The organism is Methylobacterium sp. UNC378MF (assembly GCF_900103195.1).
Classification (GTDB): Bacteria; Pseudomonadota; Alphaproteobacteria; order Rhizobiales; family Beijerinckiaceae; genus Methylobacterium.
This window is the reverse complement of sequence record NZ_FMWU01000035.1, coordinates 34592-61381: the sequence shown is the minus strand read 5'-3', so window position 1 is coordinate 61381 and position 26790 is coordinate 34592. Positions and strand designations below refer to the sequence as shown.

Annotated in this window: 23 protein-coding genes; 6 read left to right on the top strand and 17 right to left on the bottom strand. The window is 71.7% G+C overall.

The genetic code is table 11. From position 1 onward, the window contains the following. Nucleotides 1-797 (bottom strand): Holliday junction branch migration DNA helicase RuvB (ruvB, locus tag BLT59_RS26745; RefSeq protein ID WP_244514162.1); only part of this gene is annotated, 797 nt, incomplete at its 3' end. Between the two features lie 51 nt (nt 798-848). Further along, complete coding sequence (locus BLT59_RS26740) at nt 849-1091, bottom strand: DUF6894 family protein (RefSeq protein WP_091788146.1); 243 nt, start codon at nt 1089-1091, stop codon at nt 849-851. Nucleotides 1092-1281: 190 nt separating this feature from the next. Between BLT59_RS26740 and BLT59_RS26735 the strand changes: the two genes are divergently transcribed. The 3 genes from BLT59_RS26735 (at nt 1282) to BLT59_RS26720 (ending at nt 5999) form a co-directional block, all read left to right on the top strand. Next, nucleotides 1282-2382, top strand: coding sequence for an SMP-30/gluconolactonase/LRE family protein (locus tag BLT59_RS26735; protein WP_091788143.1), 1101 nt, complete (start codon nt 1282-1284; stop codon nt 2380-2382). 114 nt (nt 2383-2496) lie between these two features. Continuing rightward, complete coding sequence (locus tag BLT59_RS26730) at nt 2497-2856, top strand: hypothetical protein (protein ID WP_091788140.1); 360 nt, start codon at nt 2497-2499, stop codon at nt 2854-2856. Between the two features lie 251 nt (nt 2857-3107). Then, on the top strand, nt 3108-5999 hold the full coding sequence (locus BLT59_RS26720) for a PAS domain-containing hybrid sensor histidine kinase/response regulator (protein WP_210185991.1): 2892 nt from the start codon (nt 3108-3110) through the stop codon (nt 5997-5999). 722 nt (nt 6000-6721) lie between these two features. On the opposite strand, the gene BLT59_RS26715 is transcribed toward BLT59_RS26720, so the two are convergent. From BLT59_RS26715 to BLT59_RS26650, 14 genes are all read right to left on the bottom strand, one after another. Next, a complete protein-coding gene (locus tag BLT59_RS26715) occupies nt 6722-7138 on the bottom strand; it encodes a DUF1236 domain-containing protein (protein WP_091788134.1) in 417 nt (138 codons plus the stop codon). Nucleotides 7139-7182: 44 nt separating this feature from the next. After that, nucleotides 7183-7419 carry a hypothetical protein gene (locus tag BLT59_RS26710; RefSeq protein ID WP_091788131.1) on the bottom strand — a complete coding sequence of 79 codons (237 nt, stop codon included), beginning with the start codon at nt 7417-7419 and terminating at the stop codon, nt 7183-7185. Between the two features lie 171 nt (nt 7420-7590). Next, on the bottom strand, nt 7591-8991 hold the full coding sequence (locus BLT59_RS26705; protein WP_091788129.1) for an amidase: 1401 nt from the start codon (nt 8989-8991) through the stop codon (nt 7591-7593). Next, on the bottom strand, nt 8984-9916 hold the full coding sequence (locus BLT59_RS26700; RefSeq protein WP_091788126.1) for a DUF1028 domain-containing protein: 933 nt from the start codon (nt 9914-9916) through the stop codon (nt 8984-8986). The genes BLT59_RS26705 and BLT59_RS26700 overlap by 8 nt, the downstream gene beginning before the upstream one ends. Before the next feature lie 150 nt (nt 9917-10066). After that, the gene (locus BLT59_RS26695; protein WP_091788153.1) at nt 10067-10798 is read right to left on the bottom strand and encodes an ABC transporter ATP-binding protein; all 732 of its coding nucleotides are present in this window, start codon (nt 10796-10798) and stop codon (nt 10067-10069) included. Continuing rightward, nucleotides 10791-12596 carry a branched-chain amino acid ABC transporter ATP-binding protein/permease gene (locus BLT59_RS26690; RefSeq protein ID WP_091788123.1) on the bottom strand — a complete coding sequence of 602 codons (1806 nt, stop codon included), beginning with the start codon at nt 12594-12596 and terminating at the stop codon, nt 10791-10793. The genes BLT59_RS26695 and BLT59_RS26690 overlap by 8 nt, the downstream gene beginning before the upstream one ends. Beyond that, complete coding sequence (locus BLT59_RS26685) at nt 12589-13422, bottom strand: branched-chain amino acid ABC transporter permease (RefSeq protein ID WP_091788122.1); 834 nt, start codon at nt 13420-13422, stop codon at nt 12589-12591. The genes BLT59_RS26690 and BLT59_RS26685 overlap by 8 nt, the downstream gene beginning before the upstream one ends. 177 nt (nt 13423-13599) lie before the next feature. Then, on the bottom strand, nt 13600-14754 hold the full coding sequence (locus BLT59_RS26680; RefSeq protein ID WP_091788119.1) for a substrate-binding protein: 1155 nt from the start codon (nt 14752-14754) through the stop codon (nt 13600-13602). 60 nt (nt 14755-14814) lie between these two features. Continuing rightward, nucleotides 14815-15660 carry a nitrilase family protein gene (locus BLT59_RS26675; protein WP_091788117.1) on the bottom strand — a complete coding sequence of 282 codons (846 nt, stop codon included), beginning with the start codon at nt 15658-15660 and terminating at the stop codon, nt 14815-14817. A 174-nt stretch (nt 15661-15834) separates the two neighbouring features. Next, the gene (locus BLT59_RS26670) at nt 15835-16461 is read right to left on the bottom strand and encodes an ANTAR domain-containing response regulator (RefSeq protein ID WP_091788114.1); all 627 of its coding nucleotides are present in this window, start codon (nt 16459-16461) and stop codon (nt 15835-15837) included. Continuing rightward, complete coding sequence (locus BLT59_RS26665; protein WP_091788111.1) at nt 16458-17612, bottom strand: transporter substrate-binding domain-containing protein; 1155 nt, start codon at nt 17610-17612, stop codon at nt 16458-16460. The genes BLT59_RS26670 and BLT59_RS26665 overlap by 4 nt, the downstream gene beginning before the upstream one ends. Nucleotides 17613-17861: 249 nt before the next feature. Then, nucleotides 17862-18356, bottom strand: a complete 495-nt coding sequence (locus BLT59_RS26660; protein ID WP_091788108.1) for a hypothetical protein — start codon at nt 18354-18356, stop codon at nt 17862-17864. Between the two features lie 10 nt (nt 18357-18366). Continuing rightward, complete coding sequence (locus BLT59_RS26655) at nt 18367-19521, bottom strand: zinc-dependent alcohol dehydrogenase (protein WP_091788105.1); 1155 nt, start codon at nt 19519-19521, stop codon at nt 18367-18369. Nucleotides 19522-19584: 63 nt separating this feature from the next. Beyond that, entirely contained in the window at nt 19585-20169 is a 585-nt protein-coding gene (locus tag BLT59_RS26650) for a DNA-3-methyladenine glycosylase (RefSeq protein ID WP_091788102.1), read from the bottom strand. 151 nt (nt 20170-20320) lie between these two features. Between BLT59_RS26650 and BLT59_RS26645 the strand changes: the two genes are divergently transcribed. Next, nucleotides 20321-22045, top strand: coding sequence for an adenylate/guanylate cyclase domain-containing protein (locus BLT59_RS26645; RefSeq protein WP_091788098.1), 1725 nt, complete (start codon nt 20321-20323; stop codon nt 22043-22045). 163 nt (nt 22046-22208) lie between these two features. Here the strand turns inward: BLT59_RS26645 and BLT59_RS26640 are convergent, their stop codons facing one another. Beyond that, nucleotides 22209-23432 (bottom strand): MFS transporter, encoded by a 1224-nt coding sequence (locus BLT59_RS26640; protein ID WP_091788094.1) that lies wholly within the window; start codon nt 23430-23432, stop codon nt 22209-22211. A gap of 93 nt (nt 23433-23525) precedes the next feature. On the opposite strand from BLT59_RS26640, the gene gcvA reads away from it, so the two are divergent. Next, a complete protein-coding gene (gene gcvA, locus BLT59_RS26635; RefSeq protein WP_091788093.1) occupies nt 23526-24413 on the top strand; it encodes a transcriptional regulator GcvA in 888 nt (295 codons plus the stop codon). Nucleotides 24414-24641: 228 nt separating this feature from the next. Beyond that, nucleotides 24642-26786, top strand: coding sequence for a helicase-related protein (locus tag BLT59_RS26630; protein WP_091788090.1), 2145 nt, complete (start codon nt 24642-24644; stop codon nt 26784-26786). Nucleotides 26787-26790 lie beyond the last annotated feature (4 nt).

The window sequence follows — 26790 nt, the reverse complement described above, 5'->3', positions numbered from 1 at the left end:
CCGCCCCCGAACGCGCGCGCGATCAGGCTCAGGTACTTGCGGTCCATCACGTCGAGCCCGGCCCCGTCGACGTCCAGCAGCTGCAGCGCCCGGTCGGCGATCGCCCGCGTCACCGTCTCGGCCTCCGCCACCACCGCGAAGTCCCGCACCCGCCGCAGCAGCCGCCCCGCGATCCGCGGCGTGCCCCGCGCCCGCCGGGCGATCTCGTTGGCGCCCTCCGCCGACATGCCCAGGCCCAGGACCCGCGCGCCGCGGGCCACGATCTGCTCCAGCTCGTCGATCTCGTAGAATTCCAGACGGATCGGGATCCCGAACCGGTCGCGCAGCGGCGTCGTCAAGAGACCCGCGCGCGTCGTGGCGCCCACCAGGGTGAACTTCGGCAGCTCGATCTTGACCGAGCGCGCCGCCGGGCCCTCGCCGATGATCAGGTCGAGCTGGTAATCCTCCATGGCCGGGTAGAGGATCTCCTCGACCGCCGGGTTGAGCCGGTGGATCTCGTCGATGAACAGGACGTCGCGCTCCTCCAGGTTGGTGAGCTGGGCGGCCAGATCGCCGGCCTTGGCGATGACCGGCCCGGAGGTCGAGCGGAAGTTCACGCCGAGCTCGCGCGCCACGATCTGGGCGAGCGTGGTCTTGCCCAGTCCGGGCGGCCCGACGAACAGCACGTGGTCGAGCGCCTGACCCGTCTTCTTCGCCGCCTCGATGAACACCTGCATGTTCGCCCGCGCCGCCCGCTGACCGATGAACGCGGACAGGCTCAGCGGGCGGATCGTCTGATCCGCTTCCGCGGCGGTCATCCCCGCGCCCGGGGCCGGCCCCGGCCGGATCGTCTTGATCGGCGCCGCCATTCAGGCCGCCCTGGCGCGACCCGACGCCGGCTCGAAGGGCTGCACCAGGACCCGCCGGCCCGAGAGGTCGTGCACGCTGACCCGCCACTCGGCCCAGTCGGTGCGGTTGGCCAGCGATTGCCGCACGTCGGAGGCGACCTTCCGCGCCCGGTCGACGAGGCGTGCCGTCGCGCGGACCTCGGTGCCGCGCGCGTCGAACACGCATTCGAGGCCGTTGGTGCAGTGGAACCGGTACTTGGCCATCCCTCGCTCCTCCTCGGCCGCCCCGTGCGGCGCTCACCCTGCGTTCACTATATGTTCTCATTTCGGCAGGATCCAGCCCCGGCGAAGCGTCGCAGGCGTCTTCGGTGCGGCCGATGGGATCGGCCCGGAACACCGCGCGCGCCGGGGGCTTACCGGCCGAGACGCTTCGCCGCCGGACCGGGATCCCACCATGCGCGCCACGCTCCTCGCCCTCCTGCTGGCCGTCGGCCTGGGCACCCCCGGCCGCGCCGCCGAGGCGCCGGCCGGGTCCGACGCGCTCAAGCCGATGGTGGAATCGGACAGCCTCGTCTTCAACGGCATCACCCGGTCCTCGGACGGCCGGCTGTTCTCGCCGTTCCAGCGGCAGAGCAAGGACACCGGAATCGAGCTCGGCGAGTGGCGGGACGGCAAGGCGGTCCCGTTCCCCGACGCGGCCTGGAACGGCTGGAAGACGGGCGACGACCCGGCCAAGGCCTTCGTGGCGGTCAACGCCATCCGGATCGGCCCGGACGGCGACCTCTGGGTGGTCGACAAGGGCGCGCCCGGCATGGGCGCGGCGCCGCTGCCCGGCGGCCCGAAGCTCGTGCAGATCGACCTCGCCACGAACGCCGTGCGCAGGGTCTACCCGCTCCAGGCGGCGACCACCGACAAGAGCTTCATCGACGATTTCCGCTTCAACGGCGGCCACATCTACCTGACGGATGCCGGCCAGCCCGGGCTGATCGTCCTCGACCGCGAGACCGGCGGCCTGCGGCGGGTGCTCGACGGCCATTGGTCGACGATCGCGCAGCGCCCGCTCACCGGCCAGGGCCGGGTGCTCCGGGACGACACGGACAAGCTGCTCTTCATCCACGCCGACCAGCTGGAAGTCTCGCCGGACGGCAAGACCTTCTACTACCAAGCCTGCACCGGGCCGCTCTACAGCATCGAGACCCGGTATCTCGACGATGCGACGGTGAGTGACGCCGAGCGCGCCAAGCACGTGAAGCTCCACGCCGCCACCGTGGCGACGGGCGGCACCGCCATCGACGCGGCGGGCACGATCTACGCGAGCGACACGGACGGCCTGCGGATCCTCAAGATCGCGCCGGACGGGACGATGAGCACGCTGGTGCAGGACCCGCGGCTCGTCTGGGTCGACGCGATGTGGATCGACGAGGAGGGCGGCCTGTGGATCCCGGCAGCGCAGATGAACCGCACGCCGGCGATGAACGGCGGCGCGGCCTCGGCCGTGAAATTTCCGACGACGGTCTACCGGATGCAGATCGACGCCAAGCCGCTGCGCAACTGAACCTGATTTGCAGCACCCGACGCGCCGGATGGCGAACCCGGGTCCCGGTTTCGTCGTTTGACCGGAGGGGGTGCCGGGCCCGTGACCCGGCGCAATGATGGGATGAGCGGTCTTATGCGCAGGATGCAGTCGTCGCGGCAGGCTGCTGCCTTCTTGGCTGCCGGCCTGATCGTGGCGTTCGCCACGCCGACGCGGGCCGATGCCGCCCTCGTCATCCGGGAGACCCGGCTGCACACGCCGCCGGATTCCCACGAGCCGCAGAGGGCGATGGTCAACCTGCGCAACACCGGTCCGGATCTCGCGACGAACGTGACCATCCTCTGCACCTTCACCGGGGCCGGCGGAGCGGTGCTCGACACGCAGCAGGCCTCCGTGCCGGAAGTCGTGAGCCTCGCCGACGTGCAGGCCGAGACGATCTACTACGGCTGGCCCCGCGCCAGCAGCGCCACCTGCCGCCTCACCGATCCCCACTGAGCCGTCCGAGCGGATCGACCGAGGCAGCCCGGGCGGTTTCCCGCGCGTTATGCTGCGCCCGCGGTGGCGCCCGGGGGCCGTTTCCGGCAGAAGGCGCCCACGACCCGCCGCTCTCGCAAAACCCGCTCCGTGCCCGAATCGTCCGCCTCCGCAGCCCCGATCGCGACCAGCCGTGCCCGTCCCGCGCCGCCCGGCCCCCGCGCGTCCGGGCGGCAGGCGGCCGATCCGGTCGCGACGCCCGGAACCTGAGCGTGGACGAGACCGGGACCGAGGCGCTCCTGCGGCGCGCCCGCGCGCTGGAGGCGGAAGCCGCCGGCCTCCGCGCGCAAGCGGTGGCGGGTGGTGGCGGGCCCGCGCAGGCAATCCCCGACGGCGCCCCCCGGTTCGCCGCCCTCACCACTGACCGCGACGGGCGCATCACCGCCTGGAATGCCGGCGCCGAGGACATCCTCGGCTGGACGGCGGAAGCGATATGCGGCCAACCCTTCTCGGCGCTGTTCACGCCCGAGGACCGGGCGGCGGGCCGCCCCGAGGCCGCTTTGCGCGCAGCTCTGGACCAGGGCAGCGTCGAGGACGAGGTCCGGCACCTGCGCGCCGATGGCGAGTGCCTGCGCGTGTCCGGCGCGCTGACGCCGCTGCGCGACCGGTCCGGTGCCCATGTCGGCTACGTGAAGGTGCTCCGGGACCGCTCGGAGCTGCACAGCGCCGGTCTGGCGCTCCGGGAGGCCCAGGCGCATCTGCTGCGGGCGCAGGAGGCCGGCGGGATCGGCCTGTTCACCGTGGGGGTCGAGGACGGGATCCTGCACCCGACCCCGCAATTCTGCCGGCTCTATGGCCTGCCGGAGCGCGACACCTACCCGGCCGAAACGGTCGAGGCGCTGATCCTGCCGGAGGACCAGCCCCTCATCTCGACGACGGTCAGCCGGCGCCGCGGCGACGCCCCGCGCGACGTCGCCTACCGGATCCGGCGACCGGATACCGGCGAGATCCGCTGGATCGCGCGACAGGGGGAGATCGAGCGCGATGCCGACGGGCGACCGGTGCGGTTCTCCGGAGTGGCGCGCGACATCACGGAGCAGAGGCAGGCCCGCGACGCCCTGCGCGCCGGCGAGGCGCGCTACCGGACGCTGTTCGAGGCCATCGACGAAGGCTTCTGCATCATCGAGTTCTTCGACGGGCCGCACGGCCCCCTGAGCGACTACGTCCATGTCGAGGCCAATCCGGGCTACGAGCGCCACACCGGCATCTCTCGGATCGTCGGACGGACGCTGCGCGACCTCGTCCCGGCCGAGGACGCCGAGGCCTGGCTCGACCTGTACGGCGGCGTGCTCCGCACCGGCATCCCGATCCGGTTCGAGCGCTTCTTCGCCCAGGCCAACCGCTTCATCGACGTCTCAGCCGCCCGAATCGAGCCGGCGAGCCGGCGCCAGGTTTCGGTGCTGTTCCGGGACGTCACCGCGCGCCGGGCGGCGGAGGATGCGCTGCGGGCCAGCGAGGCCCTCGCCCGGACGAACGTCGAGCGCGTGCAGCTTGCTCTTGCGGCCGGCGCGATCATCGGGACCTGGCTCTGGGACCTGCCGCGCGACCGCTTCACCGTGGATGAGGCTTTCGCCCGCAGCTTCGGCCTCGATCCGGCCCTGGGGCGCGAGGGGCTGAGCCTGGCCCAGGTGGTGGAGACCGTGCACCCCGACGATCAGGCGGGTCTCGCCGAAGCCATCAGGGCTGCGATCGCCCGCGGCGGCGCCTACGCGCACCAGTACCGAGTCCGGCGCGCCGACGGGCACTATTACTGGCTGGAGGCCAATGGCCGCGTCGACCATGGGCCGGACGGCACGCCCCTGAGCTTTCCCGGCGTCCTGATCGACGTGGATGAGCGCCGCGCCGTCGAGGCGGAGCGGGACCGCGTCACCGCGATGCTGCGCAGCCTCAACGAGACCCTGGAGCACCGCGTCGCCGAACGCACGGCCGAGCTGATGCGGACCGAGGAGGCCCTGCGCCAATCGCAGAAGATGGAGGCGGTCGGCCAGCTGACCGGCGGCCTCGCCCACGACTTCAACAACATGCTGGCCGGCATCGTCGGCTCGCTGGAGCTGATGCAGACCCGGATGATGCAGGGCCGGGTCGGGGACCTGGAGCGCTATATCAGCGCGGCGCAGGGGGCGGCCAAGCGCGCCGCCGCCCTGACCCACCGCCTGCTGGCCTTCTCGCGCCGCCAGACCCTCGATCCGAAGCCGACGGACGTGAACCGCTTGGTCGATGGCATGATGGAACTTGTGCGCCGTACGGTCGGCCCCGCGGTGGCGATCGAATCCGTGGGGGCCGGCGGTCTGTGGCCCACGCTCGTGGACCCGAGCCAGCTCGAGAACGCGCTGCTCAACCTGTGCATCAACGCCCGGGACGCGATGCCGAAGGGCGGCCGCATCGTCATCGAGACCGCCAACCGCTGGCTCGACCACCGGGCCGCTCAGGAGCGCGAACTGGAGCCGGGGCAGTACGTGACGCTCTGTGTCTCGGACAACGGCACCGGCATGACACCCGACGTGGTCGCCAAGGCGTTCGATCCGTTCTTCACCACCAAGCCGATCGGCGAGGGGACCGGCCTCGGCCTGTCGATGATCTACGGCTTCGCCAAGCAGTCCGGCGGGCAGGTCCGGATCTACTCGGAAGTCGGCCAGGGCACGATGGTCTGCCTGTACCTGCCCCGCCATATCGGCGAGGCGGAGGCGGAGGTGAGCCTGCCCGACCTCGCCCACGCGCCCCGCGCCGAACAGGGCGAGACGGTCCTGGTGGTGGATGACGAGCCCACCGTGCGGATGCTGGTGACCGAGGTGCTCGAAGATCTCGGCTACGCGGCGATCGAGGCGGCGGACGGCGCCACGGGCCTGAAGGTGCTCCAGTCGGACGTGCGCATCGACATGCTGATCACCGATGTCGGTCTGCCCGGCGGCATGAACGGCCGCCAGATGGCCGATGCCGGCCGCCAGCATCGCCCGGACCTGAAGGTCCTCTTCATCACCGGCTATGCCGAGAATGCCGCGCTCAACCACGGCCATCTCGGCCCCGGCATGCAGGTGATGACGAAGCCCTTCGCCCTGGAGGCGCTCGCGACCCGCATCCGCGGCATCATCGGGGGTGAGGGGTGAGATCCGGGCCCGGCTGACGGGCGATCCCGTCGGAACGAGCGGGGCCGGGCGTCAATGCCATACCGGGCCGACGCACATGAGGGCCCCGCCATCGCGAGGCCCACTCGGGGCGCGGAAGCCGGTGGTGCGCGTCAGGGCCACGGGCTGGCCGGAATTTCCTTAGCGAACCCGCAAGCGAGATCTCCGAGGTCCTGGATGGCGCCGGGTGGGCGACAGCTCCCCCTTCGTGGGGCCCGCGGTGGGAATCGATGCGTCGGCGGGGGACTTGCGGCTCTGCGCGCAATGCCGGCGCCCGCCCACCGGGCAGGCCTGCATGGGAGTACGGCCCCAATGCCGGGACCTTCATGGTCGACAACACCGCCGGCACGGTGTCCGGCCTCGCCCCGACACACAGCATCCCACTGCCGCCCTAGCGGCAAGCGCGCTCCGCGAGGGCCGTCCCGGCTTCGAGACGGCGTTCCCGGATCACACCCTGCAGATGCCGGAGTTGGTGCTCACACGAAGCTGACGCAGCCGTTCAGGGCCCTAGCCTGTCGCACAGCGTGCCCGTCCTTGCGAGCGCAGCGAAGCCATGCAGTCGGTGCCATGCTTGCCGAGGTTGTGCGGCCCTGAATTGCATCACTGCCCCGGCAAAGACGGGCGTGTCTCCGTACCCTTCACCGGTAAGCCAGGATGGATCTTCAGGAGACGGGGCGCCGGATCATCCGGCGCCCCGTGCAAGATCAGTCGATCACCTCGACGATGCGGTGACCGCGGTCGACCAGGACCGGCTGGTCGTTCACGATGGTGTAGCGGTAGCCCGGCCGCACCCGGTACTCTGTGGGCACGTCGTAGTAGGTGACGCTGTCTTCCGGTAGCACGGTCCCGACCCGGACCGGGCCGCCCCAGCTGTACGAGCGAGCACCGCGCTCGCGGACGTAGCTGCGGAAGCGCGGGCGGTCGTCGACGCCCAGGATGCCACCCACCGTGCCGGTGGCCGCGCCGACCGCACCGCCAACGATGCCGCCGACCGGGCCCGCCGCGGCCGATCCGGCCTCGGCCCCCTCGGCCGCGCCGCGCAGGGTCCCCTGAGCCTGGGCGGCCACCGGAAGGGCGAGAAGGCCTGCGGTCGCCAGCGACAGAAGAAGCTTGTTCGTCATGGGGAAATCTCCGAGGTCGTCAGATCGTTTCAGGCGGCGGCTACTCAGTTGCAGCCTTCCTTATGGACGGTCTTGGAGTTGCCCATGCCGTCCTCCTTGTGGACGGTCTTGGAGCCGCAATCGACGCTGCCAGTCGTGACCTCGCGGCGCTCGACCACGCCCTCGCGGTGATCGACGGCGACGCTCGGACCGCTATCGCGACGGATGACCGTGGTGTCCTCGGCGCTGGCCGCGCCGCACAGGGCAGCAAACAGGGCGCCCGAGAGAATGATGTTCCGCATCAGTAACCTCCTGACTGCAATCAATCAGGGGCAGTAACGGGGATCGCGGAAGAAGGGTTCCGCGGCGATCGACCGGATAGATTGCGGAAACGACCGCGATAAGATGCGGTATTGGTTGCGAACAACCGATCGCATCCGGATCGCTCAGCTTCAGCGGATTGTGCAACCGCTTCAGCCCGCATGTGGCGGAACCCGTCGCCACCAATCATGTGCCCGCTCGTACTGGTGGGCCGCGCGCAGCATCACGGCCTCGGCGAAAGGCCGGGCGGCGATCTGAAGGCTGATCGGCAGGCTGCGCCGGTCGAAGCCGCAGGGCAGCGCGATGGCGGGCAGGCCCGTGAGATTGAACGGATAGGTCAGGCGCCAGGAGGCCGCCAGCACGCTCTCCGCGCGGCCGGCGACCGACACCGTGGTCTCGTCCGTTCGCCAGGCGGTCAAGGGCGAGGCCGGGCCGATGATCACGTCGGCCTCCGCCAGGATGGCGGCCATCTCGTCCATGATCAGGGCCCGCACCTGCTCGGCGCGCAGATAGTCCGGCCCGGTGACGAGTCGGCCCATCTCCACGAGGTCGCGGACATCGGCGGCGAAGCCCGCCACGTGGCCCTGGGTGAGGCTGCGGTCGTGATAGGCGGTCGAGGAGGCGAGTTCGATGGCGTAGATGGCGCCGAGCCCGTGGCGCAGGGACGGCACCGCGACATCGCGGATCGTGCAGCCCTGCGCGGCGAAGAAGCGGAGCGCTCCCTCGACGGCGGCAGCGACATCGTCGTCGACCGCGTCGAAGAAGTGATTGCGGATCACCGCGACGCGCAAGCCCCGGATCGGCCGGTCCAGCCCAGCCGTATAATCGTCGACCGGAGCCGCGCTGGACGCCGGGTCGCCGGCATCCGGGCCGGCCAGGACCTGCAGCATCAGGGCGGCGTCGGCCACCGTCAGGGTCAGCGGCCCGGCATGGTCGAGGGACCAGGAATGCGGCACGATTCCCGAGCGCCCGACCCGGCCATAGGTCGGCTTGAGGCCGACCACGCCGCACAGGGCGGCCGGGATGCGGATCGAGCCGCCGGTATCCGAGCCGAGGGCGGCGGGGCAGAGCCGGGCCGCGACCGCGGCGCCAGAGCCGCCGCTGGACCCGCCGGGCACCCGGGCGAGGTCCCAGGGGTTGCGCGTCGGCGGCGTGATCATGCCCCAGGCGAATTCATGCATGCGCAGCTTGCCGAGGATCACCGCGCCGGCCGCGCGCAGCCGCGCCACAGCGTGGCTGTCCTCCATCGGGAAGGTCAGGGCCTCCACCGCGGTGCCGGCCCGGGTCGGCAGGTCGGCCGTGGTGTAATTGTCCTTGATGGCGATCGGGATACCGTGCAGCGGGCCGCGGGGCCCGGTCCTGGCGATCTCGGCGTCGGCCTCCCGCGCGGCGTCGAGTGCCCCGGGCGACAGGCGGACGACGCTGTTCAAAGCGCCGTCGAGGCGTGCGATCCGGTCCAGCGAGGCACCGACGAGGTCGGTGCTCGACAGCGCCCGTGCCGCGATCCGCCGCGCGAGTTCCGTGATCGGCAGCTGCCACAGGGCGTCAGTCATGGGGCACCCGGCGGTAGGGCAAGGTCGGATCGAAGACGATCGGCGGATGGATGTCCGCGAGGTCGAGATCGCGGAGCCGCGCGATCTCGGCGAGCACCGGCGCGAACCGGGCCAGCAGATGCGCGGTCCGCCCGGGCTCCTGGCGCAGGCCGATGACGTCGCGCAGGAGGTCGGGCGCTCCGACGGGCCCGCCATCGAGTGACCCGCCCGGCCGCTCGGCGGGCGCCTTGAGGAGCATCGCCACGATATCGTCCGGCAGGGCGCCGGCCGGGCCGCCCTTCCGGGGCATGCCGGCCACGAAGGGCACGAGCTGCCGGCGGGCGATTGCGAGGACGCGGCGCAGCTCTGCGACAGGTTCCGCGTGCTCGTCGACGCGCAGGTCGAGGAACGGGTAATCCTCGCTGGCGACGATCTTGAGCGCCGCCGATTGCTTGCCGCGCCGGTCGCCGCCGGCGGCATCGCCGGCCTCCAGGGTCCGCATGAGCCGCTCGTCGAGGTCGCGGGCGGCGCTTCCTTCGAAGGCCTGCGCCATGGCGTCGATCACGTCGGGCCCGGCGAGCATGTTGCCCTGGACGGCATAGCCGGCCCCGGTGCGGTGGCCGGCCGCCCGCGTGCAGCCGGTGCCGGTCCAGGCCGCGCCGGTCCCGCGCGCGTCGACGAGGCCGAGCTGGCGCAGGTCAGGCCGGTCGTCGGTGGCGAGCGCCGCCGCCAGCGCGGCCTCGGGATCCTGCCCGCTGGCCAGCCCGTCGAGGATACGGGCGGCGAGGTAGGGGTTCACCCAGGACTGGGTGGTGACGGCCCCGATCCCGACCCGAATATATGGGCAGAGCCCGCCTACCGCCGGGACGGCGCTCGCCACCGCCACGCCGAGCTGCCCGGTGCGCGGACAGCAGGCGGCGATCGAGAAGGTGTTGAGTTCGATCATGCGCTCACGGCTCCCGGTTCAGGGTGAACTCGCCGCCCTTGCGAGCGCAGCGAAGCGACCCAGACGGCGCCGCGCTCGGAGAGGTAACCCCGCCCTGGGTCGCTTCGCTGCGCTCGCAAGGACGGCGTGGGGATCGGCACCGAAACGGCCTCACACCGCCAAATGGTCGATGACGCGCCCCTGCGCCTCCGGCGCCCTGGCGGGGCCGCTGTCGACGATTTCGCCGAGCTTGAGGACGGCGTAGCGGTCGGCCAGCGCCAGCGCGAAGGCGACGTGCTGCTCCACCACCAGCATGGACACGCCCGAATCCCGCTCGGCCTGGAGCACCCCGCGCAGGCGCTCGACCATGGATGGCTGCACGCCCTCGGAGATCTCGTCGATCAGGAGGAGCCGCGGGCGCAGCATCAGGGCGCGCCCGAGGATCAGCATCTTCTGCTCGCCCCCCGAGAGGGTGCCGGCCCGCTGGGCGAGGCGGTCCTTCAGGAACGGGAAGTGGCCGAACAGCCGCTCCAGAGCCTCCGGCAGCATCCTGTCGGACGGCACCGCGAGGCGCAGGTTGTCGCGGATCGACAGGTCCTGGAACAGGGGCTGCTCCTGCGGCGCGTAGCCGACGCCGAGCGCCACGAGCCGGGCGGGCGAGAGGCCGGCCAGCGCCTGCCGCCCCAGGGTGACCGCGCCGCCACGCAGGGCCACCATGCCTAAGATGGTCTTGAGGAGCGTGGTCTTGCCCATGCCGTTCTTGCCGAGGAGCGCCACGATCTCCCCCTGCCCCACCGACAGGGACACGTCCTTCACGATCGACACGGCTCCGTAGCCGCTCGACACGTGCTCCAGGGTGAGTGCGGCCCCTGCCGGCTCGATCCGCCGCGCTGCCTCAACCATGGGCACCTCCCGCATAGATGGTCCGGACCAGCTCGGAGCCGACGACGTCCTCGACCGTGCCGTCGAGGACGAGCCGGCCCTGGTGCAGCACCACGATCCGCGACGAGATCTCGCGCACGAAGTCGAGGTCGTGCTCCACCAGCACGGCGGCGATCCGGCCCTCGGCAGTGAGCGCCTTGAGCACGGTCCCGATGGTGGTGCGCTCGGCCTTGGTCAGGCCGGCGGTGGGCTCGTCGAGCAGGATCAGACGCGGCTCCAGCGCCACCACCATGGCGAGTTCGAGCGCCTGCTTCTGGCCGTGTGACAGGAGGTGCGTCGGCCGGGTCAGCAGCCGGTCGAGGCCGGTCATGCGCAGGACGTCGAGGGCCGGCTGCGGCAGGCCCAGCGTCTCGGCCTGCCCGACCGGGCTCAGGCCGTCATGCGGCGCCCGGGCGAGACGGAGGCAGTCGGCCACAGACAGGCTCTCAAACACGCTCGCGACCTGGAACTTGCGCCCGACCCCGAGGCCGACGATCCGGTTCGGCGTCAGCCCGGTGATCGGCGTGCCGCCGACCGCGATGGCGCCCGTGAACGGCTCGGTGCCGTCGCTGAGGCAGCGCATCAGCGTGGTCTTGCCGGCGCCGTTGGGGCCGACGAGGCTGACGAGCTCGCCCGCCCGGATCTCCAGGTCGATGCCCTCCAGAACCGTCAGGCTGCCATAGGCCTTGGCGAGGCCCTCGACCTTGAGGATGGGGGTCGCGGCAGCCGTCGCTTCCGTCTCGGCGGTCCGGGCGACGAGGCGCGGCGGCGCCGGCACGCGCCGGCCCACCGGCAGCGCCCGCCACAGGCGGCCGACGAGGTCGGCGAGGCCGCCCGGCAGCAGGATGATGATGGCCACGAAGGCCGTGCCTAAGAGGAGCTGCCAGAGGAACGGCAGGTCGCCGGACAGGTTCGCCGCAAGGTAGTCGATGGCGACGGTGCCGAGCACCGGGCCGAGCAGCGTGCCGCGGCCGCCGAGCGCCACCCAGATTACCAGCTCGGTGCCGAACAGGAAGCCGGCATTCTCGGGCGCGACCACGCCCGAGGCGTTGGCGAACAGGAAGCCCGCGAGCCCCGCGACCCCGGCGAGCGAAGCGGTCAACCGGATCTGCAGGCGCCGCGGGTTGAGGCCGAGATAGGCGCAGCGCGCCTCGTTGTCCCGGAGTGCCACGAGGGCGCGGCCGGCATCGGCCCGGACCAGGATCCAGGCTGCCAGCGTGACGACGATCAGGAACAGCGCCGCGAGGCGGAAATAGCCCTCGATCTCGAAGGGCAGCACGTCGAACCCGACGAGGCCGCTGCTGGAGCCGGTCCATTCCCCGCCCGAGTAGATGAGCTGCACCACGACGATCGGGACGACCAGCGAGATCACCGAGGCGTAGAGCGGGGTCGAGCGGTGATAGAAGGACAGCCAGCCGACCGCGAGGCCGAGCAGGGCCGGCGCCAAGAGCGCCGCCGCGACGGCCGCGGCGATCCCCAGCGGCGTCGCCCCGTAGGCGCCGAGGATCATCGCGGTGGCGTAGGCGCCGATGCCGAAGAACGCCGCCTGCCCGAAGGTCAGGATCCCCGCGAAGCCCCAGAGCAGGTCCACCGTGACGGCCAGCACCGCGTAGATCATCGAGCGGGTCAGGACGTTGACCGCGAAGGTGTCGAGGAAGGGCGGCGCGATCCAGAGGGCCAGCGCCGCCAGGGCCGCGACTACGAAGGGCGCGGCGCGGGACAGGCGGCGTCCGCGGGGCGCCGCGGCGGCGCGCTCGGCGACGGGCAGGGTCTCAAGCACGGGAGAAACCTTTCGGGCTGATCCGCAGCACGAGGGCGGCGAGCACCGCGACGGCGATGCTGCCCAGGATCGGGCTCACGAAGGTGCTGATCAGGACCTGCGCGGCCCCGAAGACGAGACAGGCCGCCGCGAGCGCCAGGTAAGAGGCGTCGGCGACCATCACCAGCATGAAGGCGCCGATCAGCCAGGAGACGCCCATGTTCGGGTCGACGCTGGTGAGCGGCGTCAGCAGGACGCCGGCGAGGCCCGCGAAGCCGGCGCCGATCATGAACACGACGAGGCGCACGCGCCCGGTATCGATGCCGAGGCTGCGCGCCAGGGTCTCGTTCATGATCACCGCCCGGGCCGAGAGGCCGAGCCGGGTGCGCTCGATGGTGAGCGCGAACAGCGTGCCGATCGCCAGCGCGATGCCCAGAGCCACGAGGCGGTAGGCGGAGTAGTCGACGCCGAGGATCTCGACGGTGCCGGCGTAGAGGTTCGGGGTGAGCTGGACGTCGCGGCCGAAGGCCAGGGTGATGAGCTGCCCGAGCACGATGCCGAGCCCCCAGGTGGCGAGGATCGCGTCGAGGGGCCGCCGGTAGAGCGGGCGGATGATGAAGTGCTCCGCGAGGCCGCCGAGCGCCGCGCCGATGACGAAGGCGAGCGGCAGCGCTGCCCAAGGGTTGAGCCCGATCTTGGCGGTCACCACCGCGCAGTAGGCGCCGACCGTCAGCCACGCCCCGTGGGCGAAGTTGATGATCTTGAGCACGCCGAAGATCGCCAGCAGGCCGATCGAGACGATGAACAGGATCGCCGCCGTGGTCAGGATGTCGAGGGTGAGCAGCATCGGGGAGTTCCGGTTGAAGGACCGTCATCGCGAGGCGGAAGAGGCACGGCGAGACGAACGCCCCACCGCGGGTCTGCCGCATCACGCATCTGCGCGGGCCATCGGCACGGGCAACGCGGTCTCAGGAGAGGGGGCGCGTCGCCTCTGCGGCGAAGGACGAGCGTCAGCCCCCTCCCCTTACGGCAGCTTCGGGCACTGCTCGCCGGGATCGACGTCCTTGAAGGTGCCGGCGACCTTCACGGTGCCGTCCTTCTGGATCTGGCCGAGATACATGGTCAGCGGCGCGTGGTGCTGCTTGCTCATGGTGATCGTGCCGCGCGGCCCGGTGAAGCTCACGGTCGGCAGCGCCTCCAGCACCTTGGCGGTCTCGGTCCCGCCCGCCTTCTCGACGGCGGCCTTGTAGAGGTAGATCGCCTCGTATTCCGGCACCGAGAGGTCGTTCGGGGTGCGCAGCTCCGCGCTGAACTTCTTCTGCATCGCCGCCAGGAAGGCCTTGTTCTCCGGGCTGTCGATCCCGGTGACGTAGGAGGCCGAGAGGTAGACGCCCTCGGCGTCCGCGCCCATGCTCTTGGCGGTGCCCTCGTCCAGCGCGAGGTTGGCGAAGGGCAGCGTCACGCCCGCGCCGCGCAGTTGCTTGGTCAGCGTGACGTTCGGCGCGCCGCCCGCGGTCGAGGTGATCAGCGCGTCGGGCTTGGCCTCCTTCAGCTTGGAGACGATCGCCGTCCAGTCGCTGCCGTCCATCGGCAGGTACTCCTCGCCGAGGACCTTGCCGCCGGCCTTCTCGACGTAGCTCTTGGCGAAGCCCAGCATGCCGCGGCCGAAGGCGTAGTCGCTGCCGATGAGGAAGTAGGTCTTGGCGCCCTTTGCCTTGAAGGCGTCCACCACCGGCGGAACCTGCTGCTCCGGCACCCAGGCGTCCACGAACATGTTCCTGTTGCAGGAGTGGCCCTCGTAGAACGAGGTGTAGATGTACGGCACCTTGCCTTTGGTCACGGCGGGCAGGCCGGCGTTGCGGGCCGCGCTCGTCTCCATCGAGATCAGGACGTCGACCTTCTTCTGGTAGATCAGGCTGTCGAAGGCCTTCTGGGCGCCGGCCGCCCCCGAGGCGTCGTCGGCGACCTCCAGGACGAGCTTGCGGCCGAGCACGCCGCCCTTGGCGTTGATCTCCTCGACCGCGAGCTCGGCCGCCTGCACCACCGAGGGGGCGACGACGCTGTTGGCGCCCGACAGGCCGATCGGGATGCCGATCACGATCGGCTTGCCATCGGCGGCCTGCGCGGCCGTGGCGGCGAGGGCGAGCGCCGCGGCGCCGACGAGGGACCATTTCACCATGAACGAACTCCTTGAAACGGGCAGGGATGGGGTCGGACAGGGACGGGGACGGGTCTCGGCTCAGCCGTAGATGTCGGTGCGGCGGTCACGCAGCAGCGAGTTGAACGTGTTGAGGTCCTTGCGGCCTGCCGCATCGAGGTCGACCTGGGCCGAGAGGGTCTCGGTCCGGTCCCGGCTCGCCGGGCCGGCGAGCGGCCAGCCCTTGGGGCCGATGATCAGGCTCTGCCCCTCGAAGGGCTGGCCGCGCTCGATTCCGACCCGGTCGGCGCAGGCGATGAAGATGCCGTTCGTGTGGGCGGCGGCCCGGTGCAGGGTGTTGGCCATGGCGGCCTCGCCCTCGGGCTGGTCAGGCATCGGCACCCAGTTGGTCGGGATGCAGACGATCTCGGCGCCGGCGAGCGCCAGTTGCCGGAAAGTCTCGGGGAACCAGCCGTCGTAGCAGATGGCGACGCCAACCTTGCCGAGCGTGGTGTCGAAGACCGGGAAGCCGAGGTCGCCCCGGGCGAAGAACACGTTCTCCTGGTCCCAGAGATGCGCCTTGCGGTAGGTGCCGATATAGCCCTCGGGCCCGACGATCACGGCGGCGTTGTAGAGGGTGTCGCCCGCGGATTCGGCGATCCCCGCCACGATGTGGACGCCGAGTTCGGCGGCGAGCGCCGCCCAGGCCTGGGTGGTCGGGCCGTCCGGCACCGGCTCAGCCAGCGCGGCGGCCTCCGCGGCGGATTCGAACACGTAGCCGGTGCTGGCGAGTTCCGGCAGCACGATCAGGCGGCTGCCCTCGGCGGCGGCCGCGCGGACGAGGTCCGACGCGCGCGCCAGATTGGCCGCGACCGCGCCGAATTCCGGCTCGAACTGGATGCACGACACCCGTATCGGCGGGCGCGCAGGACCGTTCGTCTGGATCATGAAAGCTCCAAAACGCAAAAAGCCCCTGGGCGCGGACAAGTTCGTCCGCGAACCAGAGGCCTCAAAGCCGTGATGTAGTGCAGCAATCCTGCTGCGGGGCAACCTTGCCCGGTTAGACTACGATACGCGTCGCGATACGGACCGCAAGACCATAAATGCGGCAGGCTGCTGCGATCAGGTCTTTTCCGCCAACGCGATGCGCAGGCCGAGACCGCTCATCGCCTCGTGGGCCGAGACCACGCTCTCGGCCACGCTCGCCATCGGCACGCGGGAGGCGGTGGCCCGGTCCCGGAGCATCTTGTAGGCGGCGTCCTCGTCGATCCGGTTCAGGTCCACGAGCAGCCGGACCGCCTTCTCGACGGTGCGGCGGCCCTTCATGGTCTCCTCCAACCGGTTGATCTTGCTGGTCAGGCGCCCCTCGTAGCCGCGCCTGTAGCGGGCCAGGGCGAACTGGGTGAGCACGCCCCGCGGGTGAAGCGGCTTGTTGAGCACGCCGTGGGCGTTGACGTCGGCGATCGCCTTCAGCGAGGTCGGGCTCTCGTAGGCCACGATGGCGATGACAGCGGGCTCGATCGCCTCGATCGCCGGCAGCAGGTGCATCACCTGAGCGTCGTCGAGCTGGATGAACAGCGTGTCGATGTCGGCCGGCAGGGCGGCGGGTGGCGGCCACGCGAGGGAGACCGCGCAGCCAAGGCGGCGCAGTTGCTCCAGGAGCGCGGCGCCCTCCTCGTCCCGGGGATGGATGACGAGGGCGCGAGCGCGCCGCAGGTCGTCCAGGATCTTGCGGGCGGGGGCGGTCACGCGGCGAGCCCCTCCTCCAGCCAGTTCGTCTCGAACCGGGACCACGCGAGGTACGGGTCGGGCCGCACCGGCCGGCGCGCCCGCCAGACCACGTCGAACTGCCCGTCCGCGCGGGCGACGCCGATGCCGGGGGTGAGCCAGATGTGGCGCGTCTCGCCATCGAAGGCGAGTTCGCCCTCCGGGGCCGCGAGGCGCTGCCGCAGGGCCGCCGCGCCGAGGCGCTCGGCGTCGAGGGTGCCGGCCTCCGCGAGCGCCCGGGCGAAGAGGTGGACCTGCGCGTAGGCGGTCTCCGACCACATGCTGGTGGGGCGCTCGGGCCCGAACCGGGCCTGGAAAGCGGCGACGAAGCGCCGGTTCTCCTCGCTCGCCAGCGCGCCGAAATACGGGGCCGCCAGGACGTGGCCGGTGCAGTGCTCGGGGCCGATCGCGTGGATCTGGCCCTCCGCCAGGGTCAGGCTGGCGATCGGGCAGCGGGCGCGGTCGATGCCGGATTCGGCGTAGGCGCGGTAGAGCCGCTCGGCGCCGCGCCCTACCACCGTGGAGAACACCGCGTCGGGGGCGGCGTCGCGGATCGCGGCGATCATGGCAGCATGGGCTGCATCATCCGCATCGAGGGCTGCATACAGCTCGCCGACGATGATTCCACCCTTCGCCTCGATCAGGTCGCGCATGACCCGGTTCGATTCCCGCGGGTAGATGTAGTCGGACCCGATCAGGAAGATCCGGGAGCCATGCGCCTGCAGGAGGTAGTCGGCCAGGGCGAAGACGTTCTGGTTGAGGGTCGCGCCGGTATAGATGATGTTCTCCGAATACTCGAAGCCCTCGTAGATCGACGGGTACCAGAGCAGCCCGTTGTGCCGCTCCACGGTGGACAGCACCGACTTGCGGCTCGCCGAGAGCGAGCAGCCGAACACCACCTCGACCCCGTCCTCGGCAAGCATCCGCCGGGCCAGGGTGCGGTAGGCGTCGGTGTCGCCGGCGGGGTCGTAGCAGACCGGCTCGATCGGGCGGCCGAGCACGCCGCCGGCTCGGTTGATCTCCTCGATCGCCAGGGCGGTGCCGAGGAAATGCTCGGTCTCGGTGATGCCGCTGACCCCGCTGCGGGAGAACAGGACGCCGACCCGCCACGTCGCTTCATCCCTGCCGGCCATGGCCCCTCCCCTCACCCGCAGGCGCCCGGAGGGCTGCGCGTCCCGCTGTCCTAGCCGAGGGAGGACCCGCTGCGAAAGCTACCCCCTGATCGGACGGACGCGATCCGGAGCGCAGCTCAGCACCGGCGTTCCGGGGTGCCGGAGGCAAACCCGGAACCGAGAGCCGCCGCCGGTGACGGGCCGGGCGTAGCGGCGGGTCCGGATCCCGGGTTCCGCTGCGCGGCCCCGGGATGACGGGAGGAAGCGACGCTAGCGCCGCTCCGCCCGGGCGAGGCGCGAGACCAGGATCCCGAGCCCGATCACCGCGCCGGTGAGCGCGAGCTTGCCCGCCAGGCCGGAGCGGTTGTGGGCCAGCTCGGCCCGGGCCCCCATCTCGGCCGGGACGTTGGGGACGCGGCCCCGTGCGAGGTCGTCGACCACGCCCTCGACGACATTCACCCGGTCGGCCGCCATCAGCATCAGCCAGTGCGCCCACTGAGACTCGCTGTACTTGAAGGCCTGCCGGCGGATCACCCCGCTCACGCCCCGCGGCGGCGTCGCCGTGCCGACGACCGCCGGCCGGGCCTTGTACTCGATCGAGGTGAGGACCTCGACGCGCGCCGGCTGCTTCGGCGGGCGCGTCCAGTTCATGCCCCGGCTGTCGTCGCGCGTGATGTCGCGCATCGGGTAGGTCGGGTCGTTCTGCGGATCCGCGTCGACGCCCCAGCCCGGGACCGTCGACGGATCGATCGGACGGTTTCTCATCGCCCCCTCCTCACGCGCGTGCCGTCGGGGGGACGAGGACCGGCTTGATGCAGTCATCGAGCTTGGCCGAGAAGAGGTGATAGGCATCCGCGGCCTCCTCGAGGGGTACCTTGTGGGTGATCAGTTCCTTGGGGTTCAGGCGGCCCGCCTCGATATGGGCGATCAGCTTCGGCAGGAGGCGCTTCACCGAGGCCTGGTTGGCCCGGATGGTGATGCCCTTGTTCAGGACGTTGCCGATCGGGATCAGGTTGCCGGTCGGCCCGTAGACCCCGACGATCGAGACGATCCCGCCTTTCTTGACCGAGTTGATCGCCCAGTGGAGCGCCACCGCCGAGCCGCCCTCCAGCTTCAGCTTGGTGCCCATCAGGGTGTGCAGGGCGCTCCCCGCGGCGTCGCCGCCGACGGCGTCGATGCAGACGTCGGCCCCGAGGGAATCGGTCGTCTTCTTCAGGAAGACCACGGGATCCCCGATCGAGCGGAAATTGTAGACCTCGGCGGGACAGTAGCGCCGCGCGAAGTCGAGGCGGTACTCGACGTGGTCGATGACGATCACCCGGCCGGCCCCGAACAGCCACGCGCAGCGCGCCGCCATGATGCCGACCGGTCCGGCCCCGAAGACCACGACAGTGTCGCCGCGCTGGATCCCGCCCATCTCGGCCGCCTGATAGCCGGTCGGCACGACGTCGGTGAGCAGCACCGCGTCGTCGAGGTCCATCGTCTCGGGGATCTTGCAGGGGCCGACATCGGCGTAGGGCACTCGGACGTACTCGGCCTGACCGCCGTCGTAGCCGCCGGCGGTGTGCGAGTAGCCGAAGATGCCGCCGACCGCGGTCGCCTGCGCGTTCGCCTCGTGGCAATTGCCGAACAGCCCCTGCTTGCAGAAATGGCAGCGGCCGCAGGCGATGTTGAACGGGACCAGCACGTGGTCGCCGACGGCGAGATTGCGCACGCCGGGGCCGACTTCCTCAACAACGCCGGTGAATTCGTGACCGAACGTCATGCCCACGCGGGTATCCGGCACCATCCCGTGATAGAGGTGAAGATCAGACCCGCAGATGCAGGTGCGCGTAACCCGGATGACCGCGTCCTCGACATGCTCGCAGACGGGGACCGGCTTGCGATCGACCCGCACGCGGTACGGTCCACGGTAGTTCATCGCCAGCATGCTGCGGCTCCCTCATCCACGACCGGGGAACCTCAGGCGGATGCCCAAGTTCCCGGGCCTGTGTCACGGCGTGCCTCGGCCGGCACCGGGAACCGGTCCAGGCCTCGGTGCCGGCCGGCTGACGAACCGGGAGCCGGCGAGGAGGAAGCGCCAGGGCGTCTCGGCGCCGCGGGTGATCCCGATGCGGCGGGCGCTCACCACGTCGGCTGGCGCGGCGCGGGGCTCGAACCGGAACGGCGCCCGCGCCAGCGGCGCCCCGTCCAGCGCGTCGGTGATGCCGAGCGCCTGAGCGAGGCGGCCGGGGCCGGCGCAGAGCAGCCGCGGCGCGTCCGTGCCCCGGCGGGCCGCCATGGCGGCGAGACCCTCGGTCGGCGCGAGGGCCCGGAGCAGCACCGCGCTGCCGGGCTCACAGACGAGGTTCAGGCACCAGTGCATCCCGTAGGAGCGGTAGACATAGGCATGGGCCGGCGGTCCGAACATGCTGGCATTGCGCCGGGTCGGGCCGCGGAAGCTGTGAGAGGCCGGATCGGTGCTGTCATAGGCCTCGGTCTCGACGATGATCCCGCCGGTCGCGCCGACGAACAGGCGGGCGCCGATCAGGTCGGCGGCCACCGCGGCGGCGCTTCGGGCGAAGTAGGATTCCAGCATCGGGTCTCCGGCGCGGCCAGTCCGCGTGGCTCGCACCGATGAGCCTCACGGATCGCCGGGAAGTAGAAATAAATCGGGCGGGGCGGAAGTCTTGCTGGTACGAGGGTCCGTGAATGGCGGACCCAAAAGCGATCCCCTCGGACCTCCCAGCATGGTGCGCACAGCCTCGATCGCGACGCTTCGCTCCGCCGATGCGGCCGCGCAACCCCGATCGGCCACGCCAGCCGCACGGATCCGCCTGAACCTCCGGCGCCTCCGGCTGGCCAGCGGCCTGGTCCTGTTCGGCTACGTGCTGACCCACCTGCTCAACCACGCCCTGGGCAACATCTCCATCGACGCCATGGAGGACGGCCTCGACATCGTCACGGCCGTCTGGCTCAACCCGTTCGGCCTGACGCTGCTCTACGGCGCCCTCGTGGTCCATCTGCTGCTCGGGCTCCAGGCTCTCTACGCGGCCCGCTTCTTCCACTGGCGGCCATCCGAGACCCTGCAGCTGGTCTCCGGCCTGCTCATTCCGACGCTGCTCATCAGCCACATCACGGCGACCCGGATCTCCTTCGTCACCGAGGGCCTCGACAAGGGCTACGCGCAGGAACTCTACGCCTTCTGGATCGCCTCGCCGACGCTCGGCCTGCTGCAGGTCACGGTCCTGGTCATCGCCTGGATCCACGGCTGCATGGGGTTGTATTTCTGGCTGCGGCTGAAGCCCGCCTTCGGGCGCATGGCGCCCTGGCTGCTGGCTCTGGCGGTCCTGGTGCCGGTCCTGTCGCTGCTGGGCTTCGCGCAAGGCGGCCGGATGATCCTCACCCTGGCGCAGGATCCGGCCTGGCGGGCGGTGGCCCTCCAGCCGGTCCATGTCGGGCTGCCCGATCAGGTGGCGCGGCTCGCCGCCATCCGGAACGGGCTGCTCGGAACCTATGCGGGCCTCGTAGCGGCGGTGATCGCGGCCCGCGGCGTGCGGACCCTGGCGGAGGTCAAGCGCGGCACGATCCGGCTCAGCTATCCGGACGGTCGGGTGGTGCGGGTGCCCCGGGGCACGAGCGTGCTGGAGGCGAGCCGGCGCAACCGGATCCCCCATGCCAGCGTCTGCGGCGGCCGCGGCCGGTGCTCGACCTGTCGGATCCGGGTGACGGATGGCAGCGACGGCGCGCCCACGCCCGGCCGGACCGAGCGGGCGGTGCTGGAGCGGATCGCCGCCGGTCCGGGGGTGCGCCTCGCCTGCCAGTTCCGGCCCGAGACCGACATGGCCGTGGTGCCGCTGCTGCCGCCGCAGCCCCGGATGCGCCAGGCCGACCTGCTCGACCGGGCGCAATCCGGCGAGGAGCGCTTCATCGTGGCGATGTTCGTCGACCTGCGCGGCTCGACGCGGCTCGCCGAGGAGCGCCTGCCCTACGACACGGTGTTCATCATCAACCGCTTCCTCGGCGCGGTCGGCGACGCCGTGCGGGAGGCCGGCGGCTCGACCAACCAGTTCCTCGGCGACGGTCTGCTGGCCCTGTTCGGCCTGGAGACGGAGCCCGAGCAGGCCGCCCGGGACGCCCTGCGGGGGATCGACCTCATCGCCGAGTCGGTCGAGACCCTGAACCGGCTGCTGGCAGCCGATCTGGAGCACACCCTCCGATACGGGATCGGCGTGCATGCCGGCCCGGCAATCGTCGGCGAGATGGGCGACGCCACCGACGCCCGCTTCACGGCGCTCGGCGACACCGTCAACGTCGCGGCCCGCCTCCAGGGCCTGACCAAGATCCTCGGCTGCGTGGCGGTCGTGTCGGAGGCGGTCTACGAGGCGGCCCGCGTGGCGCCGGCGGAGATCCGGGACGTGGCGGTGGACGGCCGGTCCGAGGCGGTCCGAGTCAGTGCCCTGGGGAGCCTCTGAGGCGTCCATCCCGGGAGAGGCCGTCCCCGTCATTCCGGGACTGCGGAGCAGGGCCTGGAGTCCCGAACCGCACCGGGCGCCCGGATGGCAGCGTCGGCGGCTCCGGGTTCCGGGCTCGCCTGCGGCGCCCCGGAAGGACGGGGCGTTACGCTGAGGCCGCGCCTCAGGCCGACCGCGCCGCCTTGAGGCGCGGCGCCAAAGCCAGCATCAGCGGTACCGCGGCGAGCGCCGTCGCGGCCGCCGCCACGGCCGCCCAGTGCGGGCCGGCCGCGTCGCCGAGCTTTCCGTAGAGCAGCGGCGCCGCCAGCGCGCTGCCGCCGAGCGTCCAGGTGTAGAACACCGCGAAGGCATGCTCGACCCGGCCGCCCGGAGCCAGTTCCGGTACCGTGCCGTAGAGCACCGAGGAGGTGCCGTTCAGCATCACGCCCAGCAGCGGCAGCAGGATCAGCCCGGGGGTCAGCGGCAGCACGATCACCGCCAGGATCGCGAGCGCCGTCCCGGTCTCGGTGAGGATCACGGTCCGGGTCACGCCGAGGCGTTCCCCGAGCCGGCCGCACACGGCCTTGCCCAGCGCACCGCCGACGAAGACCAGCGACAGCGCGAGGCCCACCGTGGTCAGCGCCGCGCCCTTCTCCTGCAGCAGGAACGGCAGGTAGAGCAGGAAGGCCGGACGGGCCGCGTTGTCGAGCATCCCGATCCCGACGAGCAGCCGGAAGCCGGTGCCGCTCCCCGACCCGCCCGCGGCGCGCGCAGCCGTCCGCGTGGCGGGCAAGCGGCTGCTGCGTGACTGTGGCTCACGCGGCAGTAGGCGCCCGACGGCCAGCGCGACCACGAGACCCGCCCCGGCGATCGCCCAGAGGGCGTGCCGCCAGCCCGTCAGGGTCAGCAGGAGGCCGACCATGGGGGGGACTGCCGCCTTCCCGAGATCGCCGGTGAAATTGTAGGTGCCGAGGGGCCCGCGGGCGCCGGGGCCATAGGCCCGGGCGATCACCGCCGAGGCCAGGGGATGCTGCGTGCTGCTGCCGGCGCCGCCGAGCAGGAGGCCGAGGCCGAGCCCGACGAGACCGCCCGAAGCGCCGGCGATCGCGTAGCCGGCCGCGCTGAGCAATGTGCCGAGCACCAGCACGGTGCGGGCACCCCACGCCTGGGCGAGGCGGCTCGCCGGCATCTGCAGCGCCGCCAGCGCGCCGTTGTAGAGCGAGCGCAGGAAGGCCAGGGCCACGTAGTCGAGGCCGAATTCCGCCTGCCAGACCGGCAGCAGCACGTAGATCAGGTCCGTGTAGCCGTCGTGCAAGGCGTGGTTCACGCCGGTGGCCACCAGCGTGCGCCGGGCATCCGGCAGGGACGCGGTTCCGGAAGACGCGGTCAGATCGGACGCGACGGACATCCAGCCATCCTTCGTGGTGCCGATTCAGGATGGCGCCCTGGCCCGGAGCTGACAAACGACTTATGCTGACGCTCGCGTGAGGAAACCTGACCCATGCACCGTCGCCTGCCGCCGCTCAACGCCGTGAAAGCCTTCGAGGCGGCCGCGCGGCACGGGAGCTTCACGCGGGCGGCGGACGAGCTGCGGGTGACCCACGGGGCGGTCAGCCGGCACGTCCAGACGCTGGAGGGCTGGCTCGGGCTGCCGCTGTTCGAGCGCCACAACCGGCGCGTGGTCCTCACCGAGGCGGGCAGCGCCTACGCCACCGAGATCGGCGCCGCCCTCGACCGCATCGCCCTGGCCACGGCCCGCCAGGCCGAGCGCGGGCGTCCGCGCCTGCTGCACGTGAACGCGCTCGCCACCTTCACCCTGCGCTGGCTGATCCCGCGCCTGTCCGGCTTCCAGAGGGCGAACCCGTCGATCGAGGTGCGGCTGACGACCTCGAACGTGCCCCTGGCGCAGCTCGCGGACCCGTTCGACGTCGCGATTCGCGGCGGGCCGGACGCACGCCCGGGCCATCGCGCGGAGCCGTTCCTGTCGGAGCGGCGCATCCCCGTCTGCAGCCCGACGCTGCTGCAGCGCCTGCCGCTCGAACGGCCCGAGCAGCTCCGGCAGCATACGCTGCTGCATGCCGCCACGCTCCCGCGGGTCTGGCCGGACTGGCTGCGGGCGGCGGGCGTCCCGGACCTGGCGCCGCAGGCCTCGGTGACGCTGGAGCATTTCTACCTGACGCTCCAGGCCGCCCTCGACGGGCTCGGGGTCGCCATGGGGCCGGAGCGGCTGATCGCCGATGACGTGGCGGGCGGCCGCCTGACCCTGCCCTTCGCCGGCCCGTCCCTCCCGGCGCGCAGCTACTACACCTACGTCCCGGAACCCCGCGCGGAGGATCCGGCGGTCCGCGCCTTCTGCGGCTGGCTCGCCGAGGCAGCCCGGCGGCCATGAACGCCGCTCTCGCAAGGCGCGCCCAGCTCGGCACACCGTCATCGCGAGCGCAGCGGAGCGACCCAGGACGGCGGCACAACGGTGCGCGTCGCGCGACGGGATGGCTTCGCTGCGCTCGCAATGACGATCTCGGCTTGGTGCCCGGCCCCGCCCGGCGCATGGATCGAATCCGGAACGCCCCCGACCGCGTCCGGGTTGGCGTGAGACGCTTCTGCCGAAGGTGACCGCATGGCGCGCAAGCGTCTCCGCCCGACGATCGAGAGCCTGATCGAATCCGTAGGCCGGCTCGGCCTGTCTCCGGACACGGTCGATCTCGACCGGCTCCTCGCCCATCTCGAGCTGCCCGATTACGGCGCCGAGGTGGAGGACGAGCGCGTCGCCCGGGCGCTCCGCGAGATGCAGGCGGCCCGGGCCTTCGCGGAGACCGGCATCCCGGCGATCCGGAAGGCGATCCCCGCCCTCCGGGCCGTGGTGACCAAGGACCACCGCATCACCTGGCTGATCCGGACCGAGATCCCGCTCCTCGACAACGGTCGCCTGGACCTGCGCCTCGACATGGCCCCCGAGCCGGAGGCGGCCGAGATCCTCGCCCGCATGGCCGCCCGGAACGACCCGGCCCACCGCCTGGAGGCCCTGCGCGAGGCCGTGGCACGCACCGCGCTCCAGGCCACCCGCGCCCTGCACAAGCCGGTCGACAAGCTGCGGGCGCAGCTCCTTGTCGACCTGCGCGAGGTCGGGGCGGACGCCGCCGCCTACATCGCCCACATGGACCGCTCGCTCCGGTCCCGGGTCTTCACCTACAGCCCGAAGCTCGCCCGCGGCCTCAACGACACGCTCACGCCGGTGCGCCGGCACGCCAAGGCGGTGGCCCGCGAGGGCTCGCGCCTGCGCCGCCTGCGCGATCAGGTCGGCTTCGGCGCCTATATCGAGCGCTTCACCGCCGCCCGGCGCCTCAACCGGCGGATCCTGTTCCACATGGGCCCGACCAATTCCGGCAAGACCTACGCGGCGCTCCAGCACCTGACGGCGGCCGAGACAGGGGCCTACCTCGCGCCGCTGCGCCTCCTGGCGCTGGAGAATTACGAGACCCTGCGCGAGCGGGGCTTGCGCGCCGGCATGATCACCGGCGAGGAGGTGCTGGGCGAGGCCAACCCGACCCACACCGCCCGGACCATCGAGACCGCCGACCTGACGCGCCCCATCGACGTGGCGGTGATCGACGAGATCCAGATGCTGTCGGACCCCGACCGCGGCTGGGCCTGGACCAACGCGCTGTTCGGCGTCGCGGCCCGGACCGTGATCGTCTGCGGCTCCGACGACGCGCTCTCGTATGTCCGCCGCGCCGCCGAGGCCGCCAACGAGTCCCTCGAGGTGATCCCTTTCACCCGCAAGTCGCCGCTCCTGCTGCTGGAGGAGCCGGTCCCCCTGGAGAAGGTCGAGGCCGGCGACGCGGTGGTCGCCTTCTCCCGCCGGGCCGTGCACGAGAACCGCGAGATCCTCGTCGCCCGCGGCCACCGGGTGGCGACGATCTACGGCGCCCTGTCGCCGGAGGTGCGCCGGGCCGAGGCCGCGCGCTTCCGCTCCGGCGAGGCCAACGTGCTGGTGACCACCGACGCGATCGGCATGGGCCTCAACCTCGGGCCGCTGAAGCGGATCGTGTTCTCGGCGGTGCGCAAGTGGGACGGGACCGCCGAGCGGGCGCTCACCCATTCCGAGATCCGGCAGATCGCCGGCCGGGCCGGCCGCTACGGCCACCAGGATGTCGGCTACGTGGCGGCGACCGACCCGTTCGCCGTGGAACCGATCCGCACGGCCCTCTCGGGCGCCCCGACGGCACCTGCGGCCGACACCCGCTTCTTCGTCCGCCCGGATCTCGGGGCGATCCGCTCGGTGGCCGAGGAGATGCGCACCCACAGCCTGCACGAGGTGCTGACCCACTTCGCCCGGGCGACCTTCTACGCCGGCTCGCCGTTCCAGCCCTCGGCCCTGGAGGAGGTGCTCGACGTCGCCCGCACCGTCGACCGGGCCCGGCTGCCGATCGAGGAAAAATTCGCCTTCTCGGTCTGCCCGATCGACCGGCGCGACGAGATCGCCATGGGCCTGCTGGAGCGCTGGTGCCAGGCGCGGGCCGCCGGCCTCACGGTCCCGGCTTTGCGCGGCAACCTCGCGGGCGAGCTCGACTACCAGGAGCGCACCGTGAAGCTCGCCAGCGCATATCTGTGGCTGTCCCGGCGCTTCCCCGAGACCTTCGACGACGTGGACGCCATCCGCCACATGCGCGGCCGCGCCAACGACGCCATCGAGCAGCATCTGCGGGAGACCGCGACCCGCAAGGCGGAGCGCCGGAGCCGGCGGAGTGGCGGGGCGCGCTGACCGG

Bases quoted from the DNA above. Each gene is read 5' to 3' on its own strand.
- gcvA (WP_091788093.1), top strand. From the start codon at position 23,526: ATGCACCGTCGCCTGCCGCCGCTCAACGCCGTGAAAGCCTTCGAGGCG.
- BLT59_RS26680 (WP_091788119.1), bottom strand. From the start codon at position 14,754: ATGGTGAAATGGTCCCTCGTCGGCGCCGCGGCGCTCGCCCTCGCCGCC.
- BLT59_RS26705 (WP_091788129.1), bottom strand. From the start codon at position 8,991: ATGACTGACGCCCTGTGGCAGCTGCCGATCACGGAACTCGCGCGGCGG.
- BLT59_RS26660 (WP_091788108.1), bottom strand. From the start codon at position 18,356: ATGAGAAACCGTCCGATCGATCCGTCGACGGTCCCGGGCTGGGGCGTC.
- BLT59_RS26650 (WP_091788102.1), bottom strand. From the start codon at position 20,169: ATGCTGGAATCCTACTTCGCCCGAAGCGCCGCCGCGGTGGCCGCCGAC.
- BLT59_RS26645 (WP_091788098.1), top strand. From the start codon at position 20,321: ATGGTGCGCACAGCCTCGATCGCGACGCTTCGCTCCGCCGATGCGGCC.
- BLT59_RS26675 (WP_091788117.1), bottom strand. From the start codon at position 15,660: ATGATCCAGACGAACGGTCCTGCGCGCCCGCCGATACGGGTGTCGTGC.
- BLT59_RS26700 (WP_091788126.1), bottom strand. From the start codon at position 9,916: ATGATCGAACTCAACACCTTCTCGATCGCCGCCTGCTGTCCGCGCACC.
- BLT59_RS26655 (WP_091788105.1), bottom strand. From the start codon at position 19,521: ATGCTGGCGATGAACTACCGTGGACCGTACCGCGTGCGGGTCGATCGC.
- BLT59_RS26740 (WP_091788146.1), bottom strand. From the start codon at position 1,091: ATGGCCAAGTACCGGTTCCACTGCACCAACGGCCTCGAATGCGTGTTC.
- BLT59_RS26730 (WP_091788140.1), top strand. From the start codon at position 2,497: ATGCGCAGGATGCAGTCGTCGCGGCAGGCTGCTGCCTTCTTGGCTGCC.
- BLT59_RS26735 (WP_091788143.1), top strand. From the start codon at position 1,282: ATGCGCGCCACGCTCCTCGCCCTCCTGCTGGCCGTCGGCCTGGGCACC.
- BLT59_RS26695 (WP_091788153.1), bottom strand. From the start codon at position 10,798: ATGGTTGAGGCAGCGCGGCGGATCGAGCCGGCAGGGGCCGCACTCACC.
- BLT59_RS26715 (WP_091788134.1), bottom strand. From the start codon at position 7,138: ATGACGAACAAGCTTCTTCTGTCGCTGGCGACCGCAGGCCTTCTCGCC.
- BLT59_RS26640 (WP_091788094.1), bottom strand. From the start codon at position 23,432: ATGTCCGTCGCGTCCGATCTGACCGCGTCTTCCGGAACCGCGTCCCTG.
- BLT59_RS26665 (WP_091788111.1), bottom strand. From the start codon at position 17,612: ATGGCCGGCAGGGATGAAGCGACGTGGCGGGTCGGCGTCCTGTTCTCC.
- BLT59_RS26630 (WP_091788090.1), top strand. From the start codon at position 24,642: ATGGCGCGCAAGCGTCTCCGCCCGACGATCGAGAGCCTGATCGAATCC.
- BLT59_RS26710 (WP_091788131.1), bottom strand. From the start codon at position 7,419: ATGCGGAACATCATTCTCTCGGGCGCCCTGTTTGCTGCCCTGTGCGGC.
- BLT59_RS26685 (WP_091788122.1), bottom strand. From the start codon at position 13,422: ATGCTGCTCACCCTCGACATCCTGACCACGGCGGCGATCCTGTTCATC.